Here is a 25,755-nt window from a genome sequence, read left to right as displayed (position 1 = left end):
GGCGCTTTGCATAAAGCGCCCTTTTTTTATTTTTACTCAGGTAGTTTTAAACCGAGATCCATCTTTACTGTTTTTCAGCCAGAATGATCCGCAAAGTACGGCGAAGCGGCTCAGCAGCTCCCCACAATAATTGGTCACCCACCGTAAACGCATTTAAGAAATCATCACCCATAGACATTTTACGCAAACGTCCTACGGGAACTGACAAGGTGCCAGTGACTTTGGCAGGGCTCAATTCACGTGCGGTAATATCGCGCTCGTTTGGAATAACTTTCACCCAATCATTGTGCGTAGCGATCATCTCTTCGATTTCATCAAGCGGAACATTTTTCTTCAGCTTGATGGTTAATGCTTGTGAGTGGCAGCGCATTGCGCCAATACGAACACAGGTTCCATCAATCGGGATCGGTGACGATTGAAGTCCCAGAATTTTATTAGCTTCAACGCCCGCTTTCCACTCTTCTTTGCTTTGACCATTGTCGCGTTTGACGTCAATCCAAGGGATTAATGAACCCGCTAGTGGTGCACCAAACTGCTCGGTAGGAAAAGAAGGTGATCGCATGGTTTCAGCAACTTTTCTGTCAATATCAAGAATTGAGCTCGATGGATTAGCCAATTCAGAGCTCACCGCATCGTTAATTACTCCCATTTGCGAGATCAACTCGCGCATATTTTGAGCGCCAGCACCCGAAGCTGCTTGGTAGGTCATTGCGCTCATCCACTCGACCAAACCTTTCTCATAAAGGCCGCCTAATGCCATGAGCATTAAACTGACTGTGCAGTTACCGCCAACAAAGGTATTGGTTCCTGAATGGATGCCGTGCTGAATTTGTGTCAAGTTAACTGGATCTAAAGTGATGATTGATTGTTTATCCATCCGTAAGGTAGATGCAGCATCAATCCAGTAACCTTTCCAGCCCACTTGGCGAAGTGCTGGATACACTTTTTCAGTGTAGCTACCACCTTGACAAGTGATAATGGCATCTAATTGTTTGAGGCTATCAATATCATAAGCATCTTGCAGTAACCCTGTATGATGATTGCCTTTCTTAGAAGGCACCGTTGGGGCAGGAATACCAATTTGAGATGTGCTAAAGAAAACCGGTTCGATCAAGTCAAAGTCATTTTCTTCAACCATACGCTGCATCAGTACAGAACCGACCATACCACGCCAACCCACTAAACCTACTCTCATCGCGCTCACTCTCCATGTATCTAAAATGAAAATTTATTGCTCCATCTATAAGTGGTTCAGCATAAAATCTCAAGACTTTCTTAGTAAAAGTGGTAACTTTTTCTTTCTGCGTAGCCAGTTTTGTAAAAAACACATTCAAGCCTAAAAATCACTCAACCGCACTATGATTCAGCATTCAATAATCAACGAAACGCTAAATAATCACATTCTTGTTACACAAAAACCCCTCACCACAAAACATTTACAACCATTAAATTTAACCATTATCAACATTTAACATCGAAGATTAACCACTTAAACGACATAAATCACATCCGAGGTGTTTGATGTCGATATATTATGCTAACTATTGTAAAGTGCGATCGAACTCAATAAGGGCACCGTTCTGTCCTTAGATCATAAATCTGACAAGAGGCTCTTTTATGACGCAAGCCCCTCAACGCCTACCTAGCTTAATTCAAGTAATTATTGCTCTAGGCTTGTTTTTGTTACTCGCGTTTTCGTTTACAGCTCAACTCGATCTCCCTATCCAACTGGCCTTATACATTGGCTGGTTCATCATTATTGTGCTCGGTGTTCGTTTAGGTCACCAATATAAAGAATTAGAAAAAGCAGCACTGAATGGTATTTCTAATGGTTTAGGTGCCGTGTTGATACTTTTAGCTGTTGGCGCATTAGTTGGTACTTGGATCTCCGGCGGGATCGTGCCGACCATCATTTACTACGGTCTTCAAGCAATCCATCCTTCTATTTTCCTTCTTGCAACGATGATCATCTGCTCTCTCACCGCTTTAGCAACTGGAACCTCATGGGGTGCAGCTGGTACCGCGGGGATTGCCATGATGGGGATTGGTCAGGGTCTTGGCGTTCCAGCACCAATCACCGCTGGCGCAGTACTTTCAGGTTGTTACTTTGGTGACAAAATGTCGCCATTATCTGATTCCGTTATTCTTGCGTCTTCGATGTCTAACGTTGAAGTGATGGAGCACATTAAAGGTATGCTGCCGATAGCGCTTATCAGCTACGTGATCACGGGTATCATGTTTACCTTATTTGGTTTCCACTATGCGGGTAACGTAGACATGTCTCAAGTACAAAGCGTGATTGAGGCGATGGAACAGCAGTTTTACATTACCCCATACTCTTTTGTGCCAGTGCTGATTGTACTTGACTTGCTTGCGATGAGAATGCCTTCGTTTCCTGTAATTAGCTTTGGTTCTTTGCTGGGCATCATTTGGGCTGTGATGATCCAAGACGTAGACTTCTTGCAAGCTTTCAATACCGCATGGGCACCTTACAATATTGAATCTGGCGTTGGCTTCATTGACTCAATCTTAAACCGAGGCGGCATGTCCTCTATGCTTGGTTCTGTTGCCGTGATTGTCTTTGGTCTCGGGTTTGGTGGATTGCTAGATAAAGTGGGTGTGCTTGAAACCATCGCAAAACTGTTTGAGCGCCGCGTGACAAGCGCAGGTTCACTGGCAACCAGTACTATTGGTACTGCATTTATGGGCAACGTTTTTGGCTCAGCCATGTATGTTTCACTCATCCTGACCCCTAAAATCTGTGCCAAGAACTATGACCGTTTAGGCTATCAGCGTAAGAACCTATCACGTAACGCTGAATTTGGTGGCACGCTCACCTCCGGTATGGTGCCATGGAGCGATAATGGCATCTATATGGCGAGCATTCTAGGCGTTGCAACGCTCTCATATGCCCCTTTTATGTGGCTAAGCTTTGTCTGTATTTTAGTAACCATTTTTACCTCTTACATGGGTTGGTTTGTTGATAAATGTGAACCTACTGCACCAGCAGACAGTGCTGAACAAGCATCGGCTCTCAACCAACAGTCAGCCTAGCAGAGTATTGCAAAAGTCATTGAACTAAAAAACCATTAAAAAAGAGCTCAACTGAGCTAATGCCGATCAGTTAAGGCCAAAGGGATCGGTTGAACGATCCTTCAGAGCTGTCAAAATCCAAGTGTATTTAATGCACTTGGATTTTTTTATGGATGTTTCCCAAGCTCTAAACATAATTAATGATTGGAAACCTAGCAACGTTGAGACTTTGTCTGACTTACTTCCAATTGACCTCATCAACGAAGCTTATTCTCTTACTGATACCGTCACGATGAGAAAGAGGAAATTAACTCTAGAATCCATGGTTTGGTTACTTGTTGGAATGGCTATCTATAACAATAAATCCATGAAAGACTTAGTTAACCAGCTTGATATTGTCGATCGTACGGGTAAAGCTTTTGTCGCACCGAGTGCGTTGACTCAACGTCGAAAGACGTTGGGTGAAGGCGCAATTAAAGCGGTCTTTGAGCAAATGACGACTTCATGGTTAAAAAGTGCAAAGTTACCCCAGTGGAATGGATTAACGCTTCTTGGCGTCGATGGAGTGGTTTGGCGCACGCCCGATAACCCGCAAAATGAAAATGCATTTTCTCGACAAAAAGGGACACAATATCCGCAAGTGAGAATGGTCTGCCAAATGGAACTAAGCAGTCATATTATCACGGCCAGTGCTTTTGATAACTACAATACAAACGAAATGGTATTAGCTGAAAAACTGATAGAAACAACACCGAATCATAGCGTGACAATGTTCGATAAGGGGTTCTATTCTTTAGGCTTATTACATAAATGGCAAGACTCTGGCTCAGAGCGCCATTGGCTTATTCCCCTCAAGAAAAATACACAATATGACATTGTTCAATCTTTAGGGCGAAATGACAAACTTGTTCAATTACACAGTAATCCAAGAGCTAGAAAGCGATGGTCTGATTTACCAAAGTCGATAACCGCTCGACTTGTCACTCGTAAAATTAAAGGAAAAGACTACCAAGTATTAACTTCTATGACAGATCCGCTGCGTTACCCATCAAAAGATATTACTGGTCTTTATGAGCATCGTTGGGAGATAGAGCTAGGCTACCGAGAGCAAAAACAATACATGCTTGGAAACCGTCTCACGCTGCGAAGTCGTTTGCCAGAGTTGGTAAAGCAGGAGTTATGGGGCATCTTACTTACTTACAATTTAATTCGATATCAGATGGTAGAGCTCTGCTTCAATTTAAAGGGAAACTACCTTCCTTATCAACTGAGTTTTAACGGCACATTAGCTCATGTATCTGCGTTACTTGTAGGCTTACCTTACTCAACACCAGGAGCAATACCTCGTCAGTTAAAGGGTTTTCACAACATGGCTGAAAGCTTAATACTTGAAGGGCGAAGGGAAAGAACATTCCCTAGAACAGTTAAGCCTAGACCACAACGGTATGCTAAGAACAAAAATGCCGTTCACTCTTAAGTGAACGGCATTACTCAACTGAGCTCTTTTTTACTACAAGCAGAATCACCATTTAAAGCTGACACGATAGAACTGGCTTATCGTTTTCTTTGATCAAGGTAGTGTTGTGCACTGGCTATAGCGGCCGCTAATTGCGTCGTTAATAACTCCAATTGCTTCTCTGTAGGTCGTTGCTTCTGACTAAGTCGCAACTCTATTTCTGACGCTATCTGCTTGAGAGAACGGCAACCAAGATTGCCCGCGACGCCTTTCAGGCTATGTGCTCGGCGCTGAGCGGCCTCCAAATCAGAATGCACCAATCTTTTCAATTCAGTGGCATCATGCTGATGATCTTGTATAAATACGCTCAACAGCAGAGTGACAGACTCAACATCGCCATTGAGAGTTATGAGCATGGATTCAATATCGATGGCCAAATCATCAGACAGATCCGATGTTTCCACCTGTGGTTCTTCTGTAGACAAAACACGACTGGGATTTATCTCAGATGACGTATCCTCTTTCGCAGCACTGGGAACTTTATTAACATGAGAACGAGTTAAAACTGATGACCGAAACATCAACCAACCCAGCAATAGCATAACACCACCACTTAACCCCGTGACAAGATAAGCATAGATGTTTAAAAGACGATGGTATTGGTTTTCAACATGGATAAGCTGATTGTAAATAGAGTGATTGATTAAATTGTCGACCAAACGTGCACCTTGGGCGTATTGATTCAGTAAATCAGACGCTTGTGCTAATGTCTGCTCTAACTCTTTTTTCTGAATGGCTGGTAAAGATTGCCCATCCACATAGAGTTTATCTAATGCTCGATAGATCCCCTGATTTTGCTCAGTGTCACTGAACATCGCTTCAAATACATAAGCGCCTAACACCACATACATTTGCTTGAGTTGTTCTGAATTAGTGGGATTATCGCGCAGCACTTGTAGGCGTTCAACCAAGGGTTGAATGTTAAGCTCAATCGACAAATACGATTTGGTCAGTGTGATATAGCGATCAGTCACATGTAGCAATTGCTGAATATCTGGTCGCCATGAAAAATCTCGGTGCTCAACTTCCAGCTGTAGCCTAAGTGAATAGAGTAGCTGCACATTCAGCGCGATATCATTCGCTCGCGTCGAACGATAAGGCTCTTTAAAATAGAGTGAACTTTTAAGTTCTTCAACACTGTAATGTAACTCTTTCACCGCATGCATGGCTTGGTAGCTTAAATGGCTTTGCCAAAACACAAGACCAACGGAGATTAACCAACCAAACAGAATCACTCCATACGATCTCACGCTGAATCGTTTTGATTTCTTTTGCCCAAACACTGTGATTACCAATTTGTACTTGTAATTAATACAAGCATAAACCTAAAGTTTGGACCGTGCTGAGTTGTACATCGGGAGAAAAGACAAAAAAGAGAGCCATATCAAGCTCTCTTAGTGGTAAACGATTAACGCTGGCGCGTTAACTGTTCTCTTAAATTCGGTGGCGTGCCTTTGATGGTTAACGTGTCGCTTTCAGGATCATAAAAAATACGCTCTCCCAATAATAAGCTATCAAAGCTCACATTCAAACCGCCCCCTGCACCGACAAACTTGGTCAGTTTACGCACGGTAGAACGATCACCAGGAAAGCTCTCTTCCAGTTCATAGCCATGTGCCTGCGTATATTCGAAAAAACCCGTGCCGTCTTGGCTAGCAGGTAATTCACCAGACAACTCACGAATATGAACCTCTTCACCGGCTTTAATTTGCTCACTGCAGTAATCGTAAACCTGCTTCTTGTAACCGATCGCTTCATCTTTTTCTAGCTTAGAATCCGTGCAAAAATCCTGTACCGCTTGCATCAGTACTTGATTTTGCACTTTGGTATCTAACCCGACATCGGCTTGCAGAAAATCAAGAAAGAAATCCGACACTTTTCGACCAACACGACCTTTGATATAGGCAAGGTAGCGGTTTGAGTTTTTGTCCGTTTCAAAACTTGAGAGGTCAAGACGCGCCGCGATATCCATTTTGTTGATATCAAGATAATCTGTCGCGCTAATGTCGAGCCCCTCTGTTACTTTCAAACTTTGGTTGAGAGGTAAAAGCCCAATAAATAGGTAATCGGTAGCCAGTGACTGATATTCGGCCATCACTAAGATCCCTTCATCAGCAAACGGATACTTTGATAATTCATCTTTCAGCCGTTGAGCACTGATTTGTGAAAAATCGTAAAAATCACGCTCACCTTGACGAAGTTCTTGCAACCAAGTTTGAAAATCACTGTCCGACTTAAACGAACCAAAACCTTTGCTCGCTTTCGAATTAAACACGCGATGCAACTCAGCCACTAAATTTTCGGCAGACGTATCATTATCTAAAGATTGAGAGCGGTATTTAACCACCAACTCATCTTGCTCGTTTTTGCTTAATTGGTGCAAAATCACGTTGGAAAGGTGAAGACTCATAGTGAAATTATCATCGTTCTGGTTTCAGTTGTAAGGCATTGTAGGTTATCATAAGCCGCTTTTACTATCATCATTAGAGTCTTTATGCCTATTACATCTAAATACAGCGACGAAAGAATTGAAAATATCCTGACAGAAGTTGCTGCCATCCTCGCTAAACATAGTGCTTCCCCTGAGCTTACTCTCATGATTGCGGGAAACATTGCAACGAATGTCTTAAACCAAAACGTTGCCGCTTCACAGCGTAAGGCGATTGCGGAAAAATTTGCTCAGGCATTGATGTCGTCTTTAGAAACTACTACTCACTAATAGAATGCATAGATAGAAAATCACATGGCAGATAGCGAAAATACATACGGTGAACGCGTATCACGGTTGGTTGGTTGGGGGCATTGGTTTGCTTTCTTCAATATCATTGCAGCAATGCTTATTGGTACTCGATATATCGTACAATCACCATGGCCTGAAACCTTGTTGGGGCAGTTTTATTTAGCTGTGTCTTGGGTCGGCCATTTTGGATTTTTGGTCTTTGCACTCTATCTGCTGGTTTTATTCCCTCTGACATTCATCATTCCGTCGCGCAAACTATTTCGCTTCGTGGCGGTCTGTTTTGCAACGTTAGGACTCACACTCTTATTAATCGATACCCAAGCTTATCAAGCAATCAACCTGCACTTAACACCGATTGTATGGGAACTGCTTTTTAGCGATGAGACCAGCGCTATCACCGCCGACTTACAGCATCTGTTTGTGGTCATGCCGCTCATTTTCCTCTTACAACTTGGGCTTTCGGAGTGGGTCTGGCGTAAGCAGCGAAAACTATCGCATAAACACGTTGGCCGACCCATCGCGGCGGTATTTTTCATTAGTTTTATTACCAGCCACCTTATTTACGTTTGGTCTGATGCGTATTTAGAAACATCAGTGACCAGCCAAAAATCAAACTTCCCGCTCTCCTATCCAATGACGGCAAAATCGTTCATGGAAAAACACGGTCTATTTGATCGTGATGTGTACTTAAAGCGTTTGAAGGATAATGAAGAGAACCTTAACATTGTTCGTTATCCTCTTGAGCCTCTTCAATTTGGCCGCAGAGCAAATAATCTCAATATTTTGCTAGTGAGTGTCAATAATTTAAGAAGTGATGTGCTGACAGCTGAAATCATGCCCAACACTTACCAATTTGCGACAGAAAATTTGAAGTTTAATAATCATTACAGCTCGAGTAATGACATGTTTGGGATCTTTGGCTTGTTTTATGGATTGCCAAGCAGTTATGCCAACGCCATTCGTTCACAAGGTACCCCTCCGATACTGATAGATGTATTGAAAAAACAGAATTATCAGTTTGGCCTCTTTAGTGGCGATAATTTTGACGACACCTTATACGAAGAGACGATTTTCCGCACTTTAACGGTCTCTAAAGCTCCTTTTGATCAAGAATCGAGCACAGATAACCAAACTATACAACGCTGGCATAAATGGGTATCCGAGCAAACCGAACAACCCTGGTTCAGCTATTTGGAGTTGACGACCGTTGACAACTTTAATGACTTTGACCCTCGGTCAAGTAAAGGTAGTGCCAGCGATCGCCTGCGTGCTGGTTACAATAACTCGGTCAATGCAGCCGACCAAGAAATAGGCCTGCTGCTCACTAAGATTGACGAATTACAATTGCAAGACAATACGCTGATTGTGATCACCTCAAATCATGGCGCGGAGTTTAACGAGACAAAAACCAACAGCTGGGGTGCTAACAGCAATTACAGCCGATACCAGTTACAAGTGCCGATGATCATCCATTGGCCTGGAAAAATGGCAGGAGAATACTCACACCGTTCAAGTCACTTAGATTTTTCAGTCACGCTTTTACAGGATCTGTTAGGTGCTTCATCCAACCCTATTGAATTTAGCAGTGGTAGAAACTTGTTTGATGAAAACAAAAGGAAGTGGATCTTAGCCGGTGATGCCCGTGAATTAGCTTTGATTACCGATACCCAAACGACTCTCATTGATAAATTTGGCAACTTCAAGCTGTTTGATGAAAACTATCAACGTCAGAAAGACTCTAGCCCAGCGTTACCTGTACTGATGCAAGGCTTAACTGAATTGCAGAGATTTTACGCCAAAGATAATTAAATCAGGTCGTTAGCAAGATTATCTCTTGACGCTAAAGGGATAAATGATTAGATTACGCCAATCGGACTGTAGCGCAGCTTGGTAGCGCACCGTCATGGGGTGTCGGGGGTCGGAGGTTCAAATCCTCTCAGTCCGACCATACACCTAAAAAAAGAGAGCTTCGGCTCTCTTTTTTGCTTTAGTATCTGATTTTTTAGTCTGTTTGAACTAACAGTGGTGCAACTTTGGTTGGGTGAATGACAACGGCAATAGATTTTGATGTCGGGGTATCACTAAAGTCGCCTTTGCTGCTCAATGGAATGAGTGCATTTGCCTCAGGGAAATAGGCCGCTACATTCCCTTGAGGAATTACATAGGCGACCACTTTGAAGCCCAAAATTTCACGTTTAATACCATCATCCCACAGTGTCTCAATATCGACTCGTTCACCCGCTTTTAATTGCAGCTGCTCAATATCTTTTTCATTCATGAAGATGACATTACGTTCGCCAAATACACCTCGGTAACGATCATCCAAACCGTAAACCGTGGTGTTGTACTGATCGTGCGAACGCATCGTCTGCAACACAAAAATCGGTTTCTTGGTCATCTGCTGAGTTTTGAGCGGAACGATAGATTCAGGAAGTGCATTGCTGCTTATCTGCGCTTTTCCTGTGGGCGTTTTCCAATTAAATTCACGCGCTGAATTACCAAGATAAAAACCGCCAGGCCCTTTGAGCCGCTGATTAAAATTGGCAAATCCTGGGATAATCTTTTCAATCAAATCTCGAATGTTATCGTAATTATCGGCCATGGATTGCCAATCGATTGGATTTTCCTCCCCTAAGGTCGCTTTTGCCATTCCTGCGATAATGGCAGGCTCTGAGCGCATAATCTCTCCTGTAACATCAATTCGCCCAGAAGAGGCATGAACCATGGAGAATGAGTCTTCAACGGTAATTTTCTGTGGCCCCTGAGCCTGAATATCAATATCTGTCCGACCTAAACAAGGCAGGATCAACGCATCCTTGCCCGGGTTGACATGGCTCCGATTCAGTTTAGTCGCAATGTTTACGGTCAAATTACAGTTTTTCATTGCTTGTGCGACACGCTCGGTATCGGGCGCAGCAGCAACGAGGTTTCCTCCTAAACCGATAAAGACTCTACTTTCACCCCGTAGCATCGCCTCAATAGCATTAACTACGTTATGTCCATGCGCTTTTGGTGGCGTAAAGCCCAGTACTTTTTCAATATTGTCGAGTAGAAATTCAGGCGGTTTTTCATTAATTCCAACCGTGCGGTCACCTTGCACATTTGAGTGGCCACGGACAGGACATACCCCAGAACCATCCTTACCAATTTGGCCAAACAGTAATTGTAGATTGACCAACTCTTGTATGGTTGCCACCGAATGCTTATGCTGAGTCACCCCCATCGCCCAAGTCACGATCACGCGTTTAGCGCCCTGGTAAATATCTGCCACCAGCTCTAGATCTTGTTGCGTGAGCCCAGATTGTTCAATAATACTTGACCACGACGTAGCCTGTACCATGGCTAAATAAGACTCCATCCCTTCGGTATGCTGGGCAATGAAATCAAGGTCGAATATCGATTCACCACGGGTCTGTGCTTGCTGATGACGAGCCAGAAGAATTTTCACCAAGCCACGAACCGCCGCCATGTCTCCGCCTAATTTAGGAGTGAAATAATGGCTAGTGGTCGGTGTTGAACCATTGCTTAACATTTCAAAAGGATTTTGCGGGTTAGTAAAACGCTCCAATCCTCGCTCTTTTAAATTATTAAACGCAACAACCCGAGCGCCACGCTTATAGGCTGACGCCAGTGTTTCCAACATACGAGGGTGATTCGTTCCTGGGTTTTGTCCAAATAAAAGAATAGCATCGGATTCTTCAAAATCCTCAATAGTCACAGTTCCCTTACCAATGCCAATCGAGCGAACCAAGGCGACGCTCGTAGCTTCATGGCACATGTTTGAGCAATCAGGAAAATTATTGGTACCAAACCGGCGCGCAAACAACTGGTATAGAAATGCAGCTTCATTACTCGCGCGGCCTGATGTATAAAATTCCGCCTGATTTGGACTAGCGAGTTGATTGAGGTGTTGTGCAACCAGTACAAACGCCTCATCCCAGCTGATTGGCTCATAGTGATCCGTTTGAGCGTTATAGCGCATTGGTTCCGCTAAACGCCCTTGAGATTCGAGAAAATAGTCACTCTGCTTATTGAGCCAAGTAACCGAATATTGCTTAAAGAAATCCGCCCCAACGCGTCGAGAAGTGGCTTCCCAGTTGACGGCCTTAGCGCCATTTTCGCAAAAACGAAAACGCCCTGGGACATGTTTTTCACCCCAAGCACAGCCCGGACAGTCAAAACCATGGTCTTGGTTGGTTTTTAAAAGATTGGAAATATTTTTGGCAACATTATGACTTTTCAATAGATGATGCGCGGTGCTTTTTAGCGCTCCCCAACCACCAGCCGAACTGGTATATTGCTTAATACTCATATTCTTCTTCTCACTCTTTCACTGACTGCAAACGTGCATGACCATGGTATATATTGAACTGATTTTTTTTGATAAAACCAATCAGTGTCATATCAAACTGACGCGCCATATCGAGCGCTAAACGTGATGGCGCACCAACAGCCACCACCACTGAAATGCCAGCAATAGCCGCTTTTTGCATTAACTCAAAACTCACTCGGCCGCTAAGAATTAATACCCCTTGCGGGTGCCAACGTTGCTCATTCAAAATTCGACCAATCAACTTATCCACTGCGTTATGGCGGCCCACATCTTCCGCAACGGCAATCAACTCGCCATTCACGAAGTAACCCGCACCATGCACCGCCCCCGTTTTTGCAAACAGTGGTTGATGAACAAGAAGCAGATTAGGAAGCGCAATAACAACATCAGAAGAGAGCCATTTCGGGCTATCATCAACACGAATTTCTTGCCTCAAACTCAAGGCTCGGATGGATGTCATACCGCAAATGCCACAGCTCGACTGGCTCATATAACGACGGGCCTGATGCTGAATCACATCAGTGTATGGATGATTGAGCGTGACCAACCAGTGATTCTGGCCATGGCGTGATTCGTCGTCAACCAATTCCATATTGAGTATATGGTCATATGAATCGATCACCTGCTGCGTGTAAAGTAAGCCACCGATGAGATGAGCATCGTCACCGGGCGTTCGCATTGCCATGCTCCACTCTTCGATATGCAGCTTGTTAGTAACCGTATCATTCCATTGCAAACTGATTTGTAAAGGCTCTTCAATAGCAAGAATATCGTATTCATTTTGAAACCCTATTTTGGAATCAAAACGTTGGCGATAAATGCGTTCAGTTCCCTCAGGTTGAGCATCATGAGGGTCATTGGTTGTCGTTTCTTCTAGCATGGTTCTTTTTATTGACTGATTTCAATCATCAGCATAGGTGAGTGCAAGATAAACTCCTGCAAACACTCTGTACTTAATGATTGGAAATGGAAGCAGTGCCTTAAACACAGGAAGCTGCAAATTACTCCTCACCTTGCGCAGGGTCAAGAAAGCCATCTTTTGGCTATGGTTCAGGTTTAGTACCATTTCCCTGCCAGTTTTAGCTTGTTACCCGTCATTCCCAGAGGTTCAAGCATTATATGAACATAAAGGCATAAAAAAGAAATAACATTCCATTTATGAAACTTCGGTAGCCTGATACTACAAGAGAGCATCAGGCTCTTGGTAAACCGTTGCTAATACATAACCGATTATTTCTGTATAAACATCGTAAGAATTCACCGTTAAGCCAGCAACCAAATAAAAAATGCGCCATAACGAAGCACGCATTAATGTACATTTTTTCTCCAACAAGGCGCTAAGAATCAAGCCATTAGTGGAAAATTATCGTCAATTGCATACAAAACCAGCAAACGATCAGCTCAAGACTTTACAAAGTAAAATTGCCTCGCTATTATGCGCACCACACGGAGAGATGGCTGAGTGGTTTAAAGCACCGGTCTTGAAAACCGGCGATGGTTAATAGCTATCCTAGGGTTCAAATCCCTATCTCTCCGCCACTTTTAAGAAAAGCCGCTGTTTTTACAGCGGCTTTTCGTATCTGATTAACATCATTTTCTCATACTGATATTTTATTCCACGCACCAGTTGCCATTCATTAGATAAGTACCCTCTCCATTCATCACATACCAAAGGTGTATTTTTTAGAAACTGGCATCAAATATGCTTCCCATTATTCAGCGGTTATGTCGTAATTAATGACATGGTTAGAGAGGAGAAATGTATGAGCCATCTCTATAAGATTGAATCCTACAGTGAAGAAGCGGTCAGCTCGATTGCCCAGTTTATCCGTTCTAAAGGTGGAAGATGCTGTATTGCTGGTTTTGCCGTGATAACAAGCCACCCTTTTCAAGAGCGCGAGGCGTGGCGTTTACTACCACTTGTCGGCAAAGTGACTGACAATGTAACCGATTGGGATACCAGCCTTTTTTATCGAAAATGTGATAATTAGCTCGTCAGGTCGGTGAATATCTTACCTAATTCGCAGGCCTCAGCTTACTTAGCGACCGATTCTTTGATGTCATTTTATTGAGCCGAATTACGTTGATAACGCGTGGTTTTGCTGGATTTACGTATCTTTCGTTTGAATGCAGGGCGCTCCACTTTGGGCAATGAGCGAAGCGACTCTGGCACTGCGCCCGATTTCGCCTGTTCCATGATCTGAATAATGCGCTCTTGCAGCACTTGCATAAAGGGTTGATACGCTTGCCCACGTTCAGCCATCGCTTGCAATTGATGCTCCCAATGGGCGGTCATATCAGGATAAGTTGATTCATTTGGCAGCGCATGAATTAAACCCCTTCCCGCTGGCGAGCTTAGAATCAGCTTACCTTGACGTGTTAAGAGTTGCCGCTTGAATAAAGTGTCAAGGATCCCCGCTCGCGTCGCTTCCGTACCCAAACCATCGGTTTCACGTAAGATTTTTTTCAGCTCTTTATCTTCAACATAGCGAGCAATTCCCGTCATCGCTTGTAGCAAAGTCGCTTCAGTAAAATGACGAGGAGGCTCGGTTTTTCGATCGTGAATCTCCCCTTCTCGACACGTCAGCACCGTCCCTTTACTCAGTGGTGGAACGGCATCGACTCCGTTCTCTTCTTCATCGACTTTGCCTAACAAACTCTTCCAACCGGTGTCAACCAGTTGTCGCCCTGACGCAACAAAAAAGCCACCCGCAATATCAAACACCAGCTTGGCTTCCGCGTACACGGCAGCGGGATAAAATTGCATCAAGTATTGGTGCGCAATCAATTGGTATATTTTCATCTCATTTCCCGACAAGGCATTGACGGATGCCTGCTTTGGTGTGGGAATAATGGCATGGTGTGCGTCCACTTTCTTATCGTTCCATGCTTTGGATTTAAGAGCTAAGTTTGCGCCACTGACCGCCGTTAACAACTCTTTGGCGTTGCACGCGATAGCTTGAGTTACTGACGAAGCTTGAGCGTAATGTTCTTGTGGTAAGTAACGACAATCTGAACGCGGATAGGTGATTAATTTATGCTTCTCATACAGAGATTGGCAAGTGTCTAACACTTGCTGGGCGCTCATTGCAAAGCGCTTCGCTGCATCAATTTGCAGTGCAGATAAGGAATAAGGTAACGGCGCGGCTTGCTTAGTTTGCTTTTGTTCGGCTTCAATCACTGTGGCGGGTTGCCCTGCGATGCGCTGTGCGACATTTTCCACCAACTTGCGGTTTAAGACTCGCCCTTCTTCATCTTGCCACGGCTGGCAAGCATCGCTGGGTTTCCAGCGCGCACGGATATCAAACGCCACTTGATCAGTTTGATAAGGGATTAACGCATGTAATGTAAAATAGTCTCGCGGGATGAAGTTTTCTATCTCCTCATCCCGACGTACCACAAGCCCTAGAATAGGAGTTTGTACCCGTCCAACCGACAAGACACCTTGATAGCCCGCTTTCTGCCCCAGCAAAGTATAAGCCCGTGACATATTCATGCCATACAACCAATCGGCTCTTGAACGCGCGAGCGCTGAAACCGATAAAGGGATGAATTCGCGGTTACTGCGCATCTGTTTCAGTGCACGCTGCACGGCTGGAAGGTTTAAATCGCTGATCAGTAGCCGCAATGCTTGCTCTTTTTTACTTTGGCTTACTTTGCAATAATCAATCACTTCATCAACTAATAGTTGCCCTTCGCGGTTACTATTACAAGAAAAAAACAATGAAAATATTTATATTTTTGTTTTTATTGAACATTTCCATTTTCACACTTCCATCGTTTTTCATTCAATCCTAAACAAAAATGCAATGAGCTAGACGACGATAAACCAAGAGCTTCATGTGGTCTCACATAGCCCAAACAAAAACAGGTCAGTGTCCTTGCTAATTTAGTGGACTAAAAATACTGATACCAATTGAATGATAATATGAATTCACATAAAACTGTGCTCGACAACTCTATAGTTTCTCGGGAGAAGTACGCAGCGAAATTATCATCCAATCAAGCTGGCAGCGGTCACTAGGCCTATATTCCCTTGGTGCTTCGTTAGGTCATTTGTAATTTACCAACTACCGAGTGACATGCTGAAGAACTCGGTAGTTGCTGCATCACAGCGCTGACTATAATTTAATGAGATAAATAATCGATTAATGACTGCTAACCACTTTTAGTAAACCTGTTTTAACTAAGTCGGTATCATGGCCTTCAATTGCGGCAGTGGCCTGAGTGGCTTTAAAATCTAAGCCACTGCAATTTTCACTCTGGGCTAAAAAGAGACTTTGATATGTTGATTGCTGGAACGTAACTAGCCCCGGCTCACCACTGTCTAACACAGGAAGACCAAAATGACTAAAAGCGAGCAAATGCTGACCAAGAGAGGCTTCGCCTGAAGTTACCCCAAGCTCAATACGAACACTATTGATATCGCTGACCTTGTCAGTTGATAACTCAAAACGAATAATGCAGCCTTCAACGGTTCGATGTGAGTAACTTATATCTAAATATAAATTTGTGGGGAGCTTATCGTGTGCCTTGCGTTGTTTAGCCGTACTCAGGCATTGTGCTATAAACGGTCTTTTATGTTTGTTATCTTCTCCGCGCACGCTTTCAGCATAATAATCCCACGCCTTGTCGCAATCGACTTCGACTCCTTGGCCATTATAATAAAGCGCACTCAAATACGCGGCCGAACGAGAAGGATCGCTCATATTCGCTTGGTTTAAATAGCGATAAGCTTTTTGATAATCATGATTAACTAATTCGCCCGAATAATAAATGTCACCCAAATTAACCAGTGCATTCATATTCTGTTGTGCGGCGGATTTTTCCAGCCAAGTAATGGCTCCTTTGGGGTTAAGGGGCTCTTCCATATTCCCCCTTAACATTGCCATAGCGACAATATTTTGAGCTTCATCATGGCCAGCATTTGCGGCACGCTTAAACCACTTCATCGCTTCAATATCTCTTTGGCTATGATTTAAATCTGCAATACCTTGGTTATAGAAACTGCCGACTAAAAAGTTCAACTGCGGATCACCATCCTTAGCCATCATTTCTGCTAAGCGCAGTACATCTTCAGGACCAAACCCCACCTTCCTTAATATCTCTTTAGTTTCACTAGAGCCTCGAATCGCATACCGAGAAACAAACTTCAACAGTTCGACACTGGCCGAAGGGTCCACTTCTAAGTTCGCTTTTAAGGCATAAGCCTTATCGATAAACCATTGAGTATCCTTTATATCTTCTTCGTTTATCCTATGTTCAATAATCTTATTCGCTTGTTGTTTATCTTGCGCGACACCGATACCAAACTGGTAAAAGTACCAGGAGTTATAACACCCATAAAGCTTACTTTGCTCACAAGCTTTGTTATAAAAGTAGATAGCATCCTTGACGCTTTTTTGCTGTTGAACACCAAACTCATTAATAAAACCCAATAGATAATTGGCTTTAGCACTATTGTCAGTCATTAGCGCTTTAAGCGCTGAATGATCACCTTGTTGCAAGCGCGAATATATTTGGTCTACCTCATCGCTGACCAATGCCTTACTTGCCAATATCGGAGGAAATAACATCACTAAAAAGAGTAAAATACCAATTTTCATTTTTCACCTTTACTATTGAGAACGAATTTGGGGTTGGAACCACTACCGTATTTGACGAGAATACGCATCCATACATCCTTTCTACTGAGCGGGAATGTTTAACCAATCTGGCTAATTTATACAGGAAGAACAAACAGCAAAAACAAGTGGATTTATACCCGCGACCTCTAAAAAAATCACGATATTTCAAACGACTAACATAACCAATCATACCATCAACTAAATCTCCTGCGGCTTTATCTATTATTTCATACCATTTCTTAAAGCTTGCTGTGTAGAGCACAGGCGGCTTTTCACCTTCGTTATCGATTGTGATCGCAACGGTGGCAACTTTGTTCTCTGATTGGCATTAAATCACCCTCTCTAGAGCAAGCTGAGAGAGTGATGGCTAAGCTGGCTATTTATTGGTAGTAATAGATTTAAGTGCATACTTTACCCAATCATCACATCCGATGATGCGGAGGCGATGGTGCCTCCACAATCAATCGCATCGCCTAAACGGACGGCGGGTTTGCCATCAATCAGCACCCCACTTGAACCACCAGAAATACTTCGTGGGTGGCTACCGTGTGGTTTTTCAGAGCATGGGCATCCATGATCTTGCAGTGCATCTCCTTGACGCACCGCGGGTTGTCCATTAATAAACACGCCACTACTGGCAGAAATAATCGGCGTTGGCGGGAAGCAATCATGCTCTGAGCCTATATCACCTAATCTTGCGGCACCGGGCATCATTACCTCCTAACGCGATACGACAACTCGACCATCAATCATGGAAAAATAAGGAGTGAATGTACGTTCTAGGTCATTTTTAGCAGATGTAATTCGAAGTGGGGAGCTACTTTTCTTATCCATCAACCTGACAAGACGTCCATCCATGTAGGATTTGAATTGATACTCACTCCAATCTCGACGAGGTTTCACTTTTGCATCGGGGTATGTAGCAAATGTGTCTTCAAACTCTACTGCATCATAAAAATCTTCCGGTTTAGCGAAATACCCATCTGCTTTAGCATGCTCTCGCATTGACAGTGAGTACGCCATTTTTAACCCTTCAAAATCGCGCTTTTCCATCAACTCAATCAAGTTACTGTAAGCGCGGTACAACTGCTTCATCTGCTCTGGGTTATCTTCTCGAATAGGCGTCGCATCAACCCAACGCCAGCGAGGAATGGTTTTAATGTTAACAGTGCGAGCAAATTTAGTCGCTCTACCTTCAACCTCGCCCTCAACATCATTTAATGGGGTTTGGTGATTAGCCGGATAGGTTTTCGACGCTTTAGCCGTCGGCTTTCCCTCTTCGATGGTGATATGCAAAGAGGACATTTCTTCCTTCTCTCCATTAGGGAAAGCGCCGTATAGCGTCATTTCACAATGGTCATCGTCATGATATGTATAATCCCGCTCATACAAGCCAATGGGCGCGGTATAAAGGTCTAAAGAATTTTCACCTGGCTGCAAATAAGCGGTGGGATTAAAACCAGAGGAGAAGGTACCACTGCTGGTTTTTAAGTTGTCCAGCATCTGCATTTTATTAAATAGACCAAAGCAATATACGGTTTGCGCTCGGATATTAGTGGTGTATATCACCTCAGGTTTTTTCCCCTCATTCTCAATGCTAATATCGACTGTGGATACTTGCTCTCTAATGCTCATTAATTCATTGTCTCCCGAACAGGCGGTTAGAGCGGACAACATCACGAGGCGTAGAACTAGTACGGGATTTAACTTCATCTTTCCTTACCCAATCATCACATCCGATGATGCAGAGGCGATGGTGCCTCCACAATCAATTGCATCGCCTAAACGGGCGGCGGGTTGGCCATCAATCAGCACCCCACTTGAACCACCAGAAATACTTCGCGGGTGGCTACCGTGGGGTTTTTCAGAGCATGGGCAGCCATGATCTTGCAGTGCATCTCCTTGACGTACCGCGGGTTGGCCATTAATAAACACACCACTACTGGCAGAAATAATCGGCGTTGGCGGGAAGCAATCATGCTCTGAGCCAATATCACCTAATCTTGCGGCACCTGGCATCATTACCTCCTAACGTGATACGACGACTCGTCCATCGATCATCGAAAAATAGGGGAGGACAGAAAAACCTTGATCTTCTTTAACTGAACGAATTCTCAATGGAGAAAGACTGCGTTTATCCTTTAATCGTACAAGACGTCCATCCATATGCGATTCAAGCTTATATTCGCTCCAGTCTTCGCGGGGCCTAACAGCCGCATCTGCCCATTTATCAAAGGTATCTTCAAACCCAACAGCATCATAGAAATCTTCCGGTTTGGCGAAATACCCATCGGCTTTTGCTTTTTCACGCATGGCTAAAGACCAAGCCATTTTTAACCCTTCAAAATCGCGCTTTTCCATCAACTCAATCAAGTTACTGTAAGCGCGGTACAACTGCTTCATCTGCTCTGGGTTATCTTCTCGAATAGGCGTCGCATCAACCCAACGCCAACGAGGAATGGTTTTAATGTTAACAGGGCGAGCAAATTTAGTCGCTCTACCTTCAACCTCGCCCTCAACATCATTTAATGGGGTTTGGTGATTAGCCGGATAGGTTTTCGACGCTTTAGCCGTCGGCTTTCCCTCTTCGATGGTGATATGCAAAGAGGACATTTCCTCCTTCTCTCCATTAGGGAAAGCGCCGTATAGCGTCATTTCACAATAGTCATCGTCATGATATGTATAATCCCGCTCATATAAGCCAATAGGCGCGGTATAAAGGTCTAAAGAATTTTCACCTGGCTGCAAATAAGCGGTGGGATTAAAGCCAGAAGTGAAGGTGCCACTGCTGGTTTTTAAGTTGTCCAGCATTTTTATTTCATTAAATAGACCAAGGCAGTATACGGTTTGCGCTCGGATATTAGTGGTGTATACCCGTGATCATTGAAGATGCTTGATTTTCAATAGAATCAGGATCATGCTACAAACCATGAAAATCACACTGACTCCTCAACAGAAACTGCAACTCGAACAGATGCACGACATTGAGCGTGATAGTCGAGTTTGCGACCGTATTAAGGCTGTTTTGCTGGCTTCTGAAGGCTGGAGTCAGACTATGATTTCACAAGCTCTTCGTATTCATGAATCGACCGTTGCACGTCACCTCAGTGACTACGTACTTTCTGAAAAACTTAAGCCTGAGAATGGAGGAAGCCAAAGCAAGCTTTCTGCTATTCAAACCATGCACCTAATCGAGCATTTGACTGAGAAAACCTATTCTCATACTCATCAAATTGTCGCCTATGTTAAAGAGACGTTTGGGCTTGATTATACTGTTTCTGGTATGAACAAATGGCTTCACCATAATGGTTTTAGCTACAAGCAACCGAAAGGCATACCACACAAGTTTGATGAAGCAAAACAGCAAGCATTCATAGAGGCGTATGAAGCGCTAAAGGCAAGCTGTGGCGAGGATGAATCGATAGTCTTTATCGATGCAGTTCACCCAACACTATCAACAAAGATATCGCATGGCTGGATACGTACTGGTCAGGATAAAGTGATTGAAACAACGGGTAATCGTAGCCGATTGAACATTATTGGCGCACTGAACCTGTCGGATATTGGTGCAACCATTGTTCACGACTATGAGAGCATTAACAGTGAATCGATTGTTCGTTTTTTCTGTAAGTTAAGAGAGAGTTATTCGTTAGCCCATAAGCTTCATATCATATTAGATGGTGCGGGATATCACCGCAGTGACTTAGTCAAAGATGCGGCGTTTGTCCTGAATATTAAACTGCATTATCTTCCACCTTACAGTCCAAACCTCAACCCAATAGAGCGGCTATGGAAAGTAATGAATGAGAAGTCGAGGAACAACGTTTACTTCAAAAGAAAACGGGACTTCAAGGCGGCAATAGACCAATTTTTTTCTGTGACTCTTCCAGAGATCGCAGGCTCTTTGACATCTCGAATTAATGATCATTTTCAGGTTCTCAAGCCTGCATCTTCAAGTTGATTCGGTATATATCACCTCAGGTTTTTGCCCCTCATTCTCAATGCTAATATCGACTGTAGACACTTGCTCTCTAATACTCATTAATTCATTGTCTCCCGAACAGGCTGCCAGTAACGTTATGCACGCTGCAATAAAATACGCTTTCATTGTTTCCTCTTTTTATCCAATCACGACTACGCGATATTCTGAATCTTGTTTACTTTTCGCTTCAACCCATTGCCATTTTTCTTTGATTTTTGTTGAGTTAGATTGCTCTTGTGTTTCTTCTGACCCCAAGACACCATCCCATCCGACATCGCCATTTGATGAATCAGTATAATTTGTATTTATATCCGTCGAGGTTTCGAGCAAAACTTCCGCCCAGATCCCACCATGATAAAATACCAACTCAACCCGAGCGTTTGGATCTTTCGTCTCTGTCGTTAACGCCAGCATCCCCTTGGCATTGACATTGCTTTCTGCATTTACATTAAACGCACCTTCCATCATCCAAACACGAAGGCCGCTGCGAGCATTCAAATCGCCCTTGATCGGCATTTCCACTTCGGCTTCAAAATCGTAAGTCGGCGCTTTCTGTGGTGTATACTGGATGCTGCCTTTCGCGCTCAACGCGGCTTTTAGCGTGATATCAAACTCGGCTCCGGCTTTCCCTTCTTTGACTCGTTGCTCCAACTCTGCGGCTTTCTCCCGCACCGTTTGCACAACGTTGCCCAATTTAAAATACATGGCTGCAGCCATCAGCATATCAAGCTTCAACTCAAAGCCAATCAGGGGATCCAAACCCAGTGTCACCTTTCCGTCGACATCCAACCCGTTATTGGCCACGTTAACGGTCTGCTCCCCTTCAAGGCTTAAGGAGGGCGGCTGAAAATCGAAATGATACAGTTTCACCTCACTTTTGCCTGCCTTTTCCGTATAAAGACCCGATTGTATCTGCTCCACCATCTGGGTCGCCGCTTTCACGAGCTTCATTTTCTTTTTGATGCCCTCAAATTCCGTGTCTAAATCACGTGTACTGGGCTTACCCGGGATATTAGAGTCCGTATGGGTATAACCCACCCCATACTGAGTGATTTGGCTCCCTTCATTGATGGATAAACTCCCTGACAGAGAAAAGCCTTTTTCAATTTCCTTTGTTGGAATACTGAGACCATCAAGTTGCCCCGTACTCTCTTTGTACTGATACGCTTTGTGTCGGTCTTCATCTGAGATGCTTTTCTTGATGTGTTTTCCTGCCAACGTCAACTTCGGTTTCAGCGTGAGCTGAGGATACACGTCAATAAAGGTGTCATTGGGGATTGGCCCCAAAAGATAACTAATAGGTGGAGAAAGCCACAGTGTCTGCTCGGCTTGCGGTTTTCCGGCGCATTGCGTGATACACACTTTATAACGGGTATGGCTCAATGCGGTGGCTTTGTTTTCAGACAGTAAATTTTGTATCGCCCCAAGTAACCCCATTCTTTCACTGGGTATCGCGCGATAATACAAGGTGTGATTTTTACATTGTGAAGCCGACAGCGCTTCAGAATACGCGATGTTATCGCTTAAGTACCCCGTAGGGCAGGAAGAGAGATGATTGACGCAGCTCCCTTCAATCGCAATATTAACGGAAGTGCCTTCCCCTTTATCCACGAGTTTGACGGTACGAGTGCCAACATCGCCATTTTTAAACTCGAATAGTCCTGCATCGCTAGTGATTTGGTAGCGAACTAAACAATCGCCTTTTAGATTACAGCGGCAGGCAACACCTGCCGGGTGTTTACATGACATGAGTTGTCCTTACTTCAGACTGAAGACGCATGATTCGATAATCCGCTGGATATTGAGTGTTCGACAACAGTGTTTGCCACGGCTTAGGAAAGTTAAGCAGGCTAGTAATTTTCTCATCTGAACACCACTGTGCAACCCTTTTGATGTAAGTTGGAAGGGAGATCTCCCATTCAATCAATTGGTTGACCAGCGCTTCGCTAAAAACTTTGTCCGTATCGCCAACAATGCTGGCAACTTCATCGACCAAGTTTTGCTCACACTGAGCAAGAATGGCTTGATAGTGAATGCGCTCTATTGGAAACGGTGTGAATGTTTCATACCCAAATCGGCGATAGGGTGTCAGCAATGGCTCGAAGTCTGACGCACGTTGTTGTGGGAATGTGGTATGAACGCTCTGTATCGGGCCGAGGAAGTGGTTTAGCCAGAGTGGCTCAAATCCATCGAGGACAGCCCATAATACTCGTGGATCGTAGTAACGAAAAAACAGCCGCTCTTTGGTCTGTAGGATCTCAATATTCATCAGACGACGAAGATGAGCGCGAAGCGTCTTGTGGTCATGTTCTGATTGAAGAAAAAATCCCCAAGGGGCATTTTTTGTGATGAGCTGCGCGGTAAGCTCTGGTGTCATGAGCACCAGAAAAGGAGCCACTAGGGCAAAGTCTTCTTCGATTGGCTCTGGAAATAAACACCAATGTTCGTTATTCGACTCTTTCACTTCGGCAATAAACTCAGGAGCCACGGCTCGATCTACCACGGCATAATTGACTAAATGACGCATCAGCTCATCTCCGGGCAGTTAGCGACAAAAGCGCTCCCAGCTGAGGCGGCCGCTTCTAAAACCTCCGCGCTTGAAGGAAGGGCTAGTGAGCCGGGTGAGCCTCCCGATTTAATCAAGATGGTGCCACCATCTATCGCAACGCCACTGGCATCAATCACCACAAAACTTCCGCCAACTTGTAGGGTAATTTTGCTGCCACTTTTTATCGTAATGTCACCGTCGGCACTGACCCCGATGGCACCCGCAATTTTGCGTGCTAAATCACCGCCGATGGATTCGTGTTTATCCCCCTGAGTATCAGAGAGGTAGTTACCTTTTGTGACCTGACTTTGTGAGCCATCTACCGTGAGCTTGCGGTCATTGGCGACGACATGCATTTCATCATGACCAATACTCACACTCTGGTCATAGTTGATGCGGGCATGATGAGAGTTCTCGACCTTCACTTGCATATCTTTTTGCGCGTGCACATACACCAACTCTTGCCCAGCTTGGTCTTCAAAGCTCAGTTCATTAAACCCTTCGCCTTGGTGGGTTTGCGTGCGCAACACGGTTTTGGTTTTATGATCGGGCAAGACGTAAGGCGACGTATTGGTCGCGTGGTACGTGCGCCCAGTGACAATCGGTTGGTCTGGGTCGCCATGAAGAAAAGACACAATCACTTCATGACCAATACGAGGAATGGCCATCATGCCATATTGTCCTCCTGCCCATCCTTGAGACACGCGCACCCAGCATGAGCTCAGCTCATTCCCCTCAGACTCTCTATCCCATGGAAAATGCAGTTTGACCCGGCCATGCTCATCACAAAAGATTTCCTCACCGTCTGGGCCAACCACTTTCGCCATGCACGGGCCATCGACTTGTGGTTTGGGTTGCGGCGTGGCTCGCCACGTCACATGGGCGGGTATCACAGTGAAATGGTTGGAGTAGGTCGTCGCGCCACTGCCTCCCGATTCTTCGAGGGCTTGAGGTTGGCTCCCGGTATGGACAATACTCACTACGACCCAATCACGGTTAAAGCGCGGGTCCAAATGGTCTATGAGGTCAAACTTTGTCCCTGCGCGTAAACGAGGCTCATTACTGGCGCCTTGCGCGGTGTGCGCTTCACGGCGTAAATACTCTAAACGAATTTGATTGAACGCCTTACCGCTCACATCGTCTTTAAAGCGTCCGGGGAAATCAAAATGCTCATAGTTCGGCTGTTGGTAATTCATCTCCGTACCACGAGCGTTTTGACTGAAACTGTAAGCGGGTTTTTTAAAGCTGTAATCGGCTAATTGGCTCTGCGCCACATGCGATTGAGTGTGTTGAGCCCACTTGGACACATAAGGTGTGTCGGCTACCCCTCCAGACAGGGCATTCCAAGGCACCGGGCTATCGAGTTTGCTTAAGCTTTGGCTGTCATCACTGAAAAATAACGTGTGCTTACCAGCCTGATGAACAAAGTGATACACCAACCCCTCTTCGGCGGCTAAGCGATGCAAGAAATCAAGGTCGGTTTCACGGTACTGAACACAAAATTCACGCTGAGCACACTCGCGTTTGAGTGAAAAGGCGTAATCACTGATGCCCATCTCTTCAAGTAAAACGGAAAGGATTTCAGGCACCGTTTTAAGCTGGAAAATACGGCTGTTATGGCGCAGTGATAACCGCTCTAATGCAGGGACTAAAGTCAGCGAATAGTGGGTGTGGCTGTGACCGGTATCTCCGATACCAAAATGGCGAACAATGCCATGCACGTACTGAACCACCTGACCATTACGGATAACCGCAAGCTGGGCGTTTTTATCCACCACGTCCATCGCACTGAGCGTGGATTGACGACTCGCCAGCTCAATGTGATAACGAAACCCATAACAAGGCTCACCATTGACCTGTCGCGTGTCCGATAACGACTCCTGACCTTGATAGTCTCGCACTACAAACACATCCTCTGCGAGTCCATCAACCTTTAACGTAAAATTCAGCGTGGCCATCTTCCATCCTCTTTACAC

At 44.5% G+C, this 25,755-nt stretch carries 19 protein-coding genes, 2 tRNA genes and 1 pseudogene; 8 read left to right on the top strand and 14 right to left on the bottom strand.

What is annotated here, in order from left to right; genetic code table 11:
• Nucleotides 1–64: 64 nt before the first annotated feature.
• On the bottom strand, nucleotides 65–1,195 hold the full coding sequence (gene asd, locus N5E84_RS03255) for an aspartate-semialdehyde dehydrogenase (RefSeq protein ID WP_029189775.1): 1,131 nt from the start codon (nucleotides 1,193–1,195) through the stop codon (nucleotides 65–67).
• Nucleotides 1,196–1,617: 422 nt separating this feature from the next.
• On the opposite strand from asd, the gene nhaC reads away from it, so the two are divergent.
• On the top strand, nucleotides 1,618–3,054 hold the full coding sequence (gene nhaC / locus N5E84_RS03250; protein WP_019282652.1) for a Na+/H+ antiporter NhaC: 1,437 nt from the start codon (nucleotides 1,618–1,620) through the stop codon (nucleotides 3,052–3,054).
• A 148-nt stretch (nucleotides 3,055–3,202) separates the two neighbouring features.
• Nucleotides 3,203–4,510, top strand: a complete 1,308-nt coding sequence (locus N5E84_RS03245; RefSeq protein WP_029388402.1) for an IS4-like element ISVa16 family transposase — start codon at nucleotides 3,203–3,205, stop codon at nucleotides 4,508–4,510.
• Between the two features lie 77 nt (nucleotides 4,511–4,587).
• Here N5E84_RS03245 and N5E84_RS03240 read toward each other — a convergent pair whose 3' ends face one another.
• Together N5E84_RS03240 and yejK are read right to left on the bottom strand one after the other, a co-directional pair.
• The gene (locus N5E84_RS03240; protein WP_019283224.1) at nucleotides 4,588–5,784 is read right to left on the bottom strand and encodes an Hpt domain-containing protein; all 1,197 of its coding nucleotides are present in this window, start codon (nucleotides 5,782–5,784) and stop codon (nucleotides 4,588–4,590) included.
• 173 nt (nucleotides 5,785–5,957) lie between these two features.
• Nucleotides 5,958–6,959: a nucleoid-associated protein YejK gene (gene yejK, locus N5E84_RS03235; protein WP_081245451.1), complete on the bottom strand. Its 1,002-nt coding sequence runs from the start codon at nucleotides 6,957–6,959 to the stop codon at nucleotides 5,958–5,960.
• A gap of 84 nt (nucleotides 6,960–7,043) precedes the next feature.
• Here yejK and N5E84_RS03230 point away from each other — a divergent pair, with 84 nt between their 5' ends.
• The 3 genes from N5E84_RS03230 to N5E84_RS03220 all read left to right on the top strand — a co-directional run bounded on the left by N5E84_RS03230 (nucleotide 7,044) and on the right by N5E84_RS03220 (nucleotide 9,237).
• Nucleotides 7,044–7,268 carry a YejL family protein gene (locus N5E84_RS03230; RefSeq protein WP_013856392.1) on the top strand — a complete coding sequence of 75 codons (225 nt, stop codon included), beginning with the start codon at nucleotides 7,044–7,046 and terminating at the stop codon, nucleotides 7,266–7,268.
• Between the two features lie 24 nt (nucleotides 7,269–7,292).
• Nucleotides 7,293–9,098: a DUF3413 domain-containing protein gene (locus N5E84_RS03225; RefSeq protein WP_017049110.1), complete on the top strand. Its 1,806-nt coding sequence runs from the start codon at nucleotides 7,293–7,295 to the stop codon at nucleotides 9,096–9,098.
• Between the two features lie 62 nt (nucleotides 9,099–9,160).
• Nucleotides 9,161–9,237 (top strand) — tRNA-Pro (locus tag N5E84_RS03220).
• 54 nt (nucleotides 9,238–9,291) lie between these two features.
• On the opposite strand, the gene N5E84_RS03215 is transcribed toward N5E84_RS03220, so the two are convergent.
• Nucleotides 9,292–11,601 carry an FdhF/YdeP family oxidoreductase gene (locus N5E84_RS03215; protein WP_069212187.1) on the bottom strand — a complete coding sequence of 770 codons (2,310 nt, stop codon included), beginning with the start codon at nucleotides 11,599–11,601 and terminating at the stop codon, nucleotides 9,292–9,294.
• Nucleotides 11,602–11,611: 10 nt separating this feature from the next.
• Nucleotides 11,612–12,502 carry a formate dehydrogenase accessory sulfurtransferase FdhD gene (locus tag N5E84_RS03210; protein ID WP_019281851.1) on the bottom strand — a complete coding sequence of 297 codons (891 nt, stop codon included), beginning with the start codon at nucleotides 12,500–12,502 and terminating at the stop codon, nucleotides 11,612–11,614.
• Nucleotides 12,503–13,070: 568 nt separating this feature from the next.
• Here N5E84_RS03210 and N5E84_RS03205 point away from each other — a divergent pair.
• A tRNA-Ser gene (locus tag N5E84_RS03205) sits at nucleotides 13,071–13,161 on the top strand.
• A 224-nt stretch (nucleotides 13,162–13,385) separates the two neighbouring features.
• On the top strand, nucleotides 13,386–13,613 hold the full coding sequence (locus tag N5E84_RS03200; RefSeq protein ID WP_026028272.1) for a hypothetical protein: 228 nt from the start codon (nucleotides 13,386–13,388) through the stop codon (nucleotides 13,611–13,613).
• Nucleotides 13,614–13,687: 74 nt separating this feature from the next.
• Here N5E84_RS03200 and N5E84_RS03195 read toward each other — a convergent pair.
• From N5E84_RS03195 to N5E84_RS03170, 6 genes and pseudogenes are all read right to left on the bottom strand, one after another.
• Nucleotides 13,688–15,325, bottom strand: a pseudogene (locus N5E84_RS03195) (DNA topoisomerase III); the annotation flags it as partial.
• A 445-nt stretch (nucleotides 15,326–15,770) separates the two neighbouring features.
• Entirely contained in the window at nucleotides 15,771–17,228 is a 1,458-nt protein-coding gene (locus N5E84_RS03190) for a tetratricopeptide repeat protein (protein WP_069212188.1), read from the bottom strand.
• A gap of 432 nt (nucleotides 17,229–17,660) precedes the next feature.
• Complete coding sequence (locus N5E84_RS03185) at nucleotides 17,661–17,960, bottom strand: type VI secretion system PAAR protein (RefSeq protein WP_088732997.1); 300 nt, start codon at nucleotides 17,958–17,960, stop codon at nucleotides 17,661–17,663.
• 9 nt (nucleotides 17,961–17,969) lie between these two features.
• On the bottom strand, nucleotides 17,970–18,962 hold the full coding sequence (locus tag N5E84_RS03180) for a glycosyl hydrolase family 26 (protein WP_232513650.1): 993 nt from the start codon (nucleotides 18,960–18,962) through the stop codon (nucleotides 17,970–17,972).
• A gap of 6 nt (nucleotides 18,963–18,968) precedes the next feature.
• Nucleotides 18,969–19,268 (bottom strand): type VI secretion system PAAR protein, encoded by a 300-nt coding sequence (locus N5E84_RS03175; protein ID WP_019283321.1) that lies wholly within the window; start codon nucleotides 19,266–19,268, stop codon nucleotides 18,969–18,971.
• A 9-nt stretch (nucleotides 19,269–19,277) separates the two neighbouring features.
• Nucleotides 19,278–20,060 carry a glycosyl hydrolase family 26 gene (locus tag N5E84_RS03170; RefSeq protein WP_214650825.1) on the bottom strand — a complete coding sequence of 261 codons (783 nt, stop codon included), beginning with the start codon at nucleotides 20,058–20,060 and terminating at the stop codon, nucleotides 19,278–19,280.
• 118 nt (nucleotides 20,061–20,178) lie between these two features.
• Between N5E84_RS03170 and N5E84_RS03165 the strand changes: the two genes are divergently transcribed.
• Entirely contained in the window at nucleotides 20,179–21,210 is a 1,032-nt protein-coding gene (locus N5E84_RS03165) for an IS630-like element ISVa15 family transposase (RefSeq protein ID WP_026027704.1), read from the top strand.
• Between the two features lie 159 nt (nucleotides 21,211–21,369).
• Here N5E84_RS03165 and N5E84_RS03160 read toward each other — a convergent pair whose 3' ends face one another.
• Genes N5E84_RS03160 through tssI form a run of 3 tightly spaced genes read right to left on the bottom strand, consistent with a single transcriptional unit; the run spans nucleotide 21,370 to nucleotide 25,737 of the window.
• Nucleotides 21,370–22,980, bottom strand: coding sequence for a hypothetical protein (locus tag N5E84_RS03160; RefSeq protein WP_095661310.1), 1,611 nt, complete (start codon nucleotides 22,978–22,980; stop codon nucleotides 21,370–21,372).
• Nucleotides 22,970–23,758, bottom strand: coding sequence for a DUF4123 domain-containing protein (locus N5E84_RS03155; RefSeq protein ID WP_019281887.1), 789 nt, complete (start codon nucleotides 23,756–23,758; stop codon nucleotides 22,970–22,972). The genes N5E84_RS03160 and N5E84_RS03155 overlap by 11 nt, the downstream gene beginning before the upstream one ends.
• Nucleotides 23,758–25,737, bottom strand: coding sequence for a type VI secretion system tip protein VgrG (tssI, locus tag N5E84_RS03150; protein WP_019281888.1), 1,980 nt, complete (start codon nucleotides 25,735–25,737; stop codon nucleotides 23,758–23,760). Before tssI ends, N5E84_RS03155 begins: the two co-directional genes overlap by 1 nt.
• Nucleotides 25,738–25,755: the final 18 nt, after the last annotated feature.

The sequence above is a fragment of the Vibrio sp. J502 genome, from assembly GCF_025397955.1.
Classification (GTDB): Bacteria; Pseudomonadota; Gammaproteobacteria; order Enterobacterales; family Vibrionaceae; genus Vibrio; species Vibrio anguillarum.
Note: the sequence above shows the minus strand (reverse complement) of the source record. Positions and strands in the feature narration are given on the sequence as shown.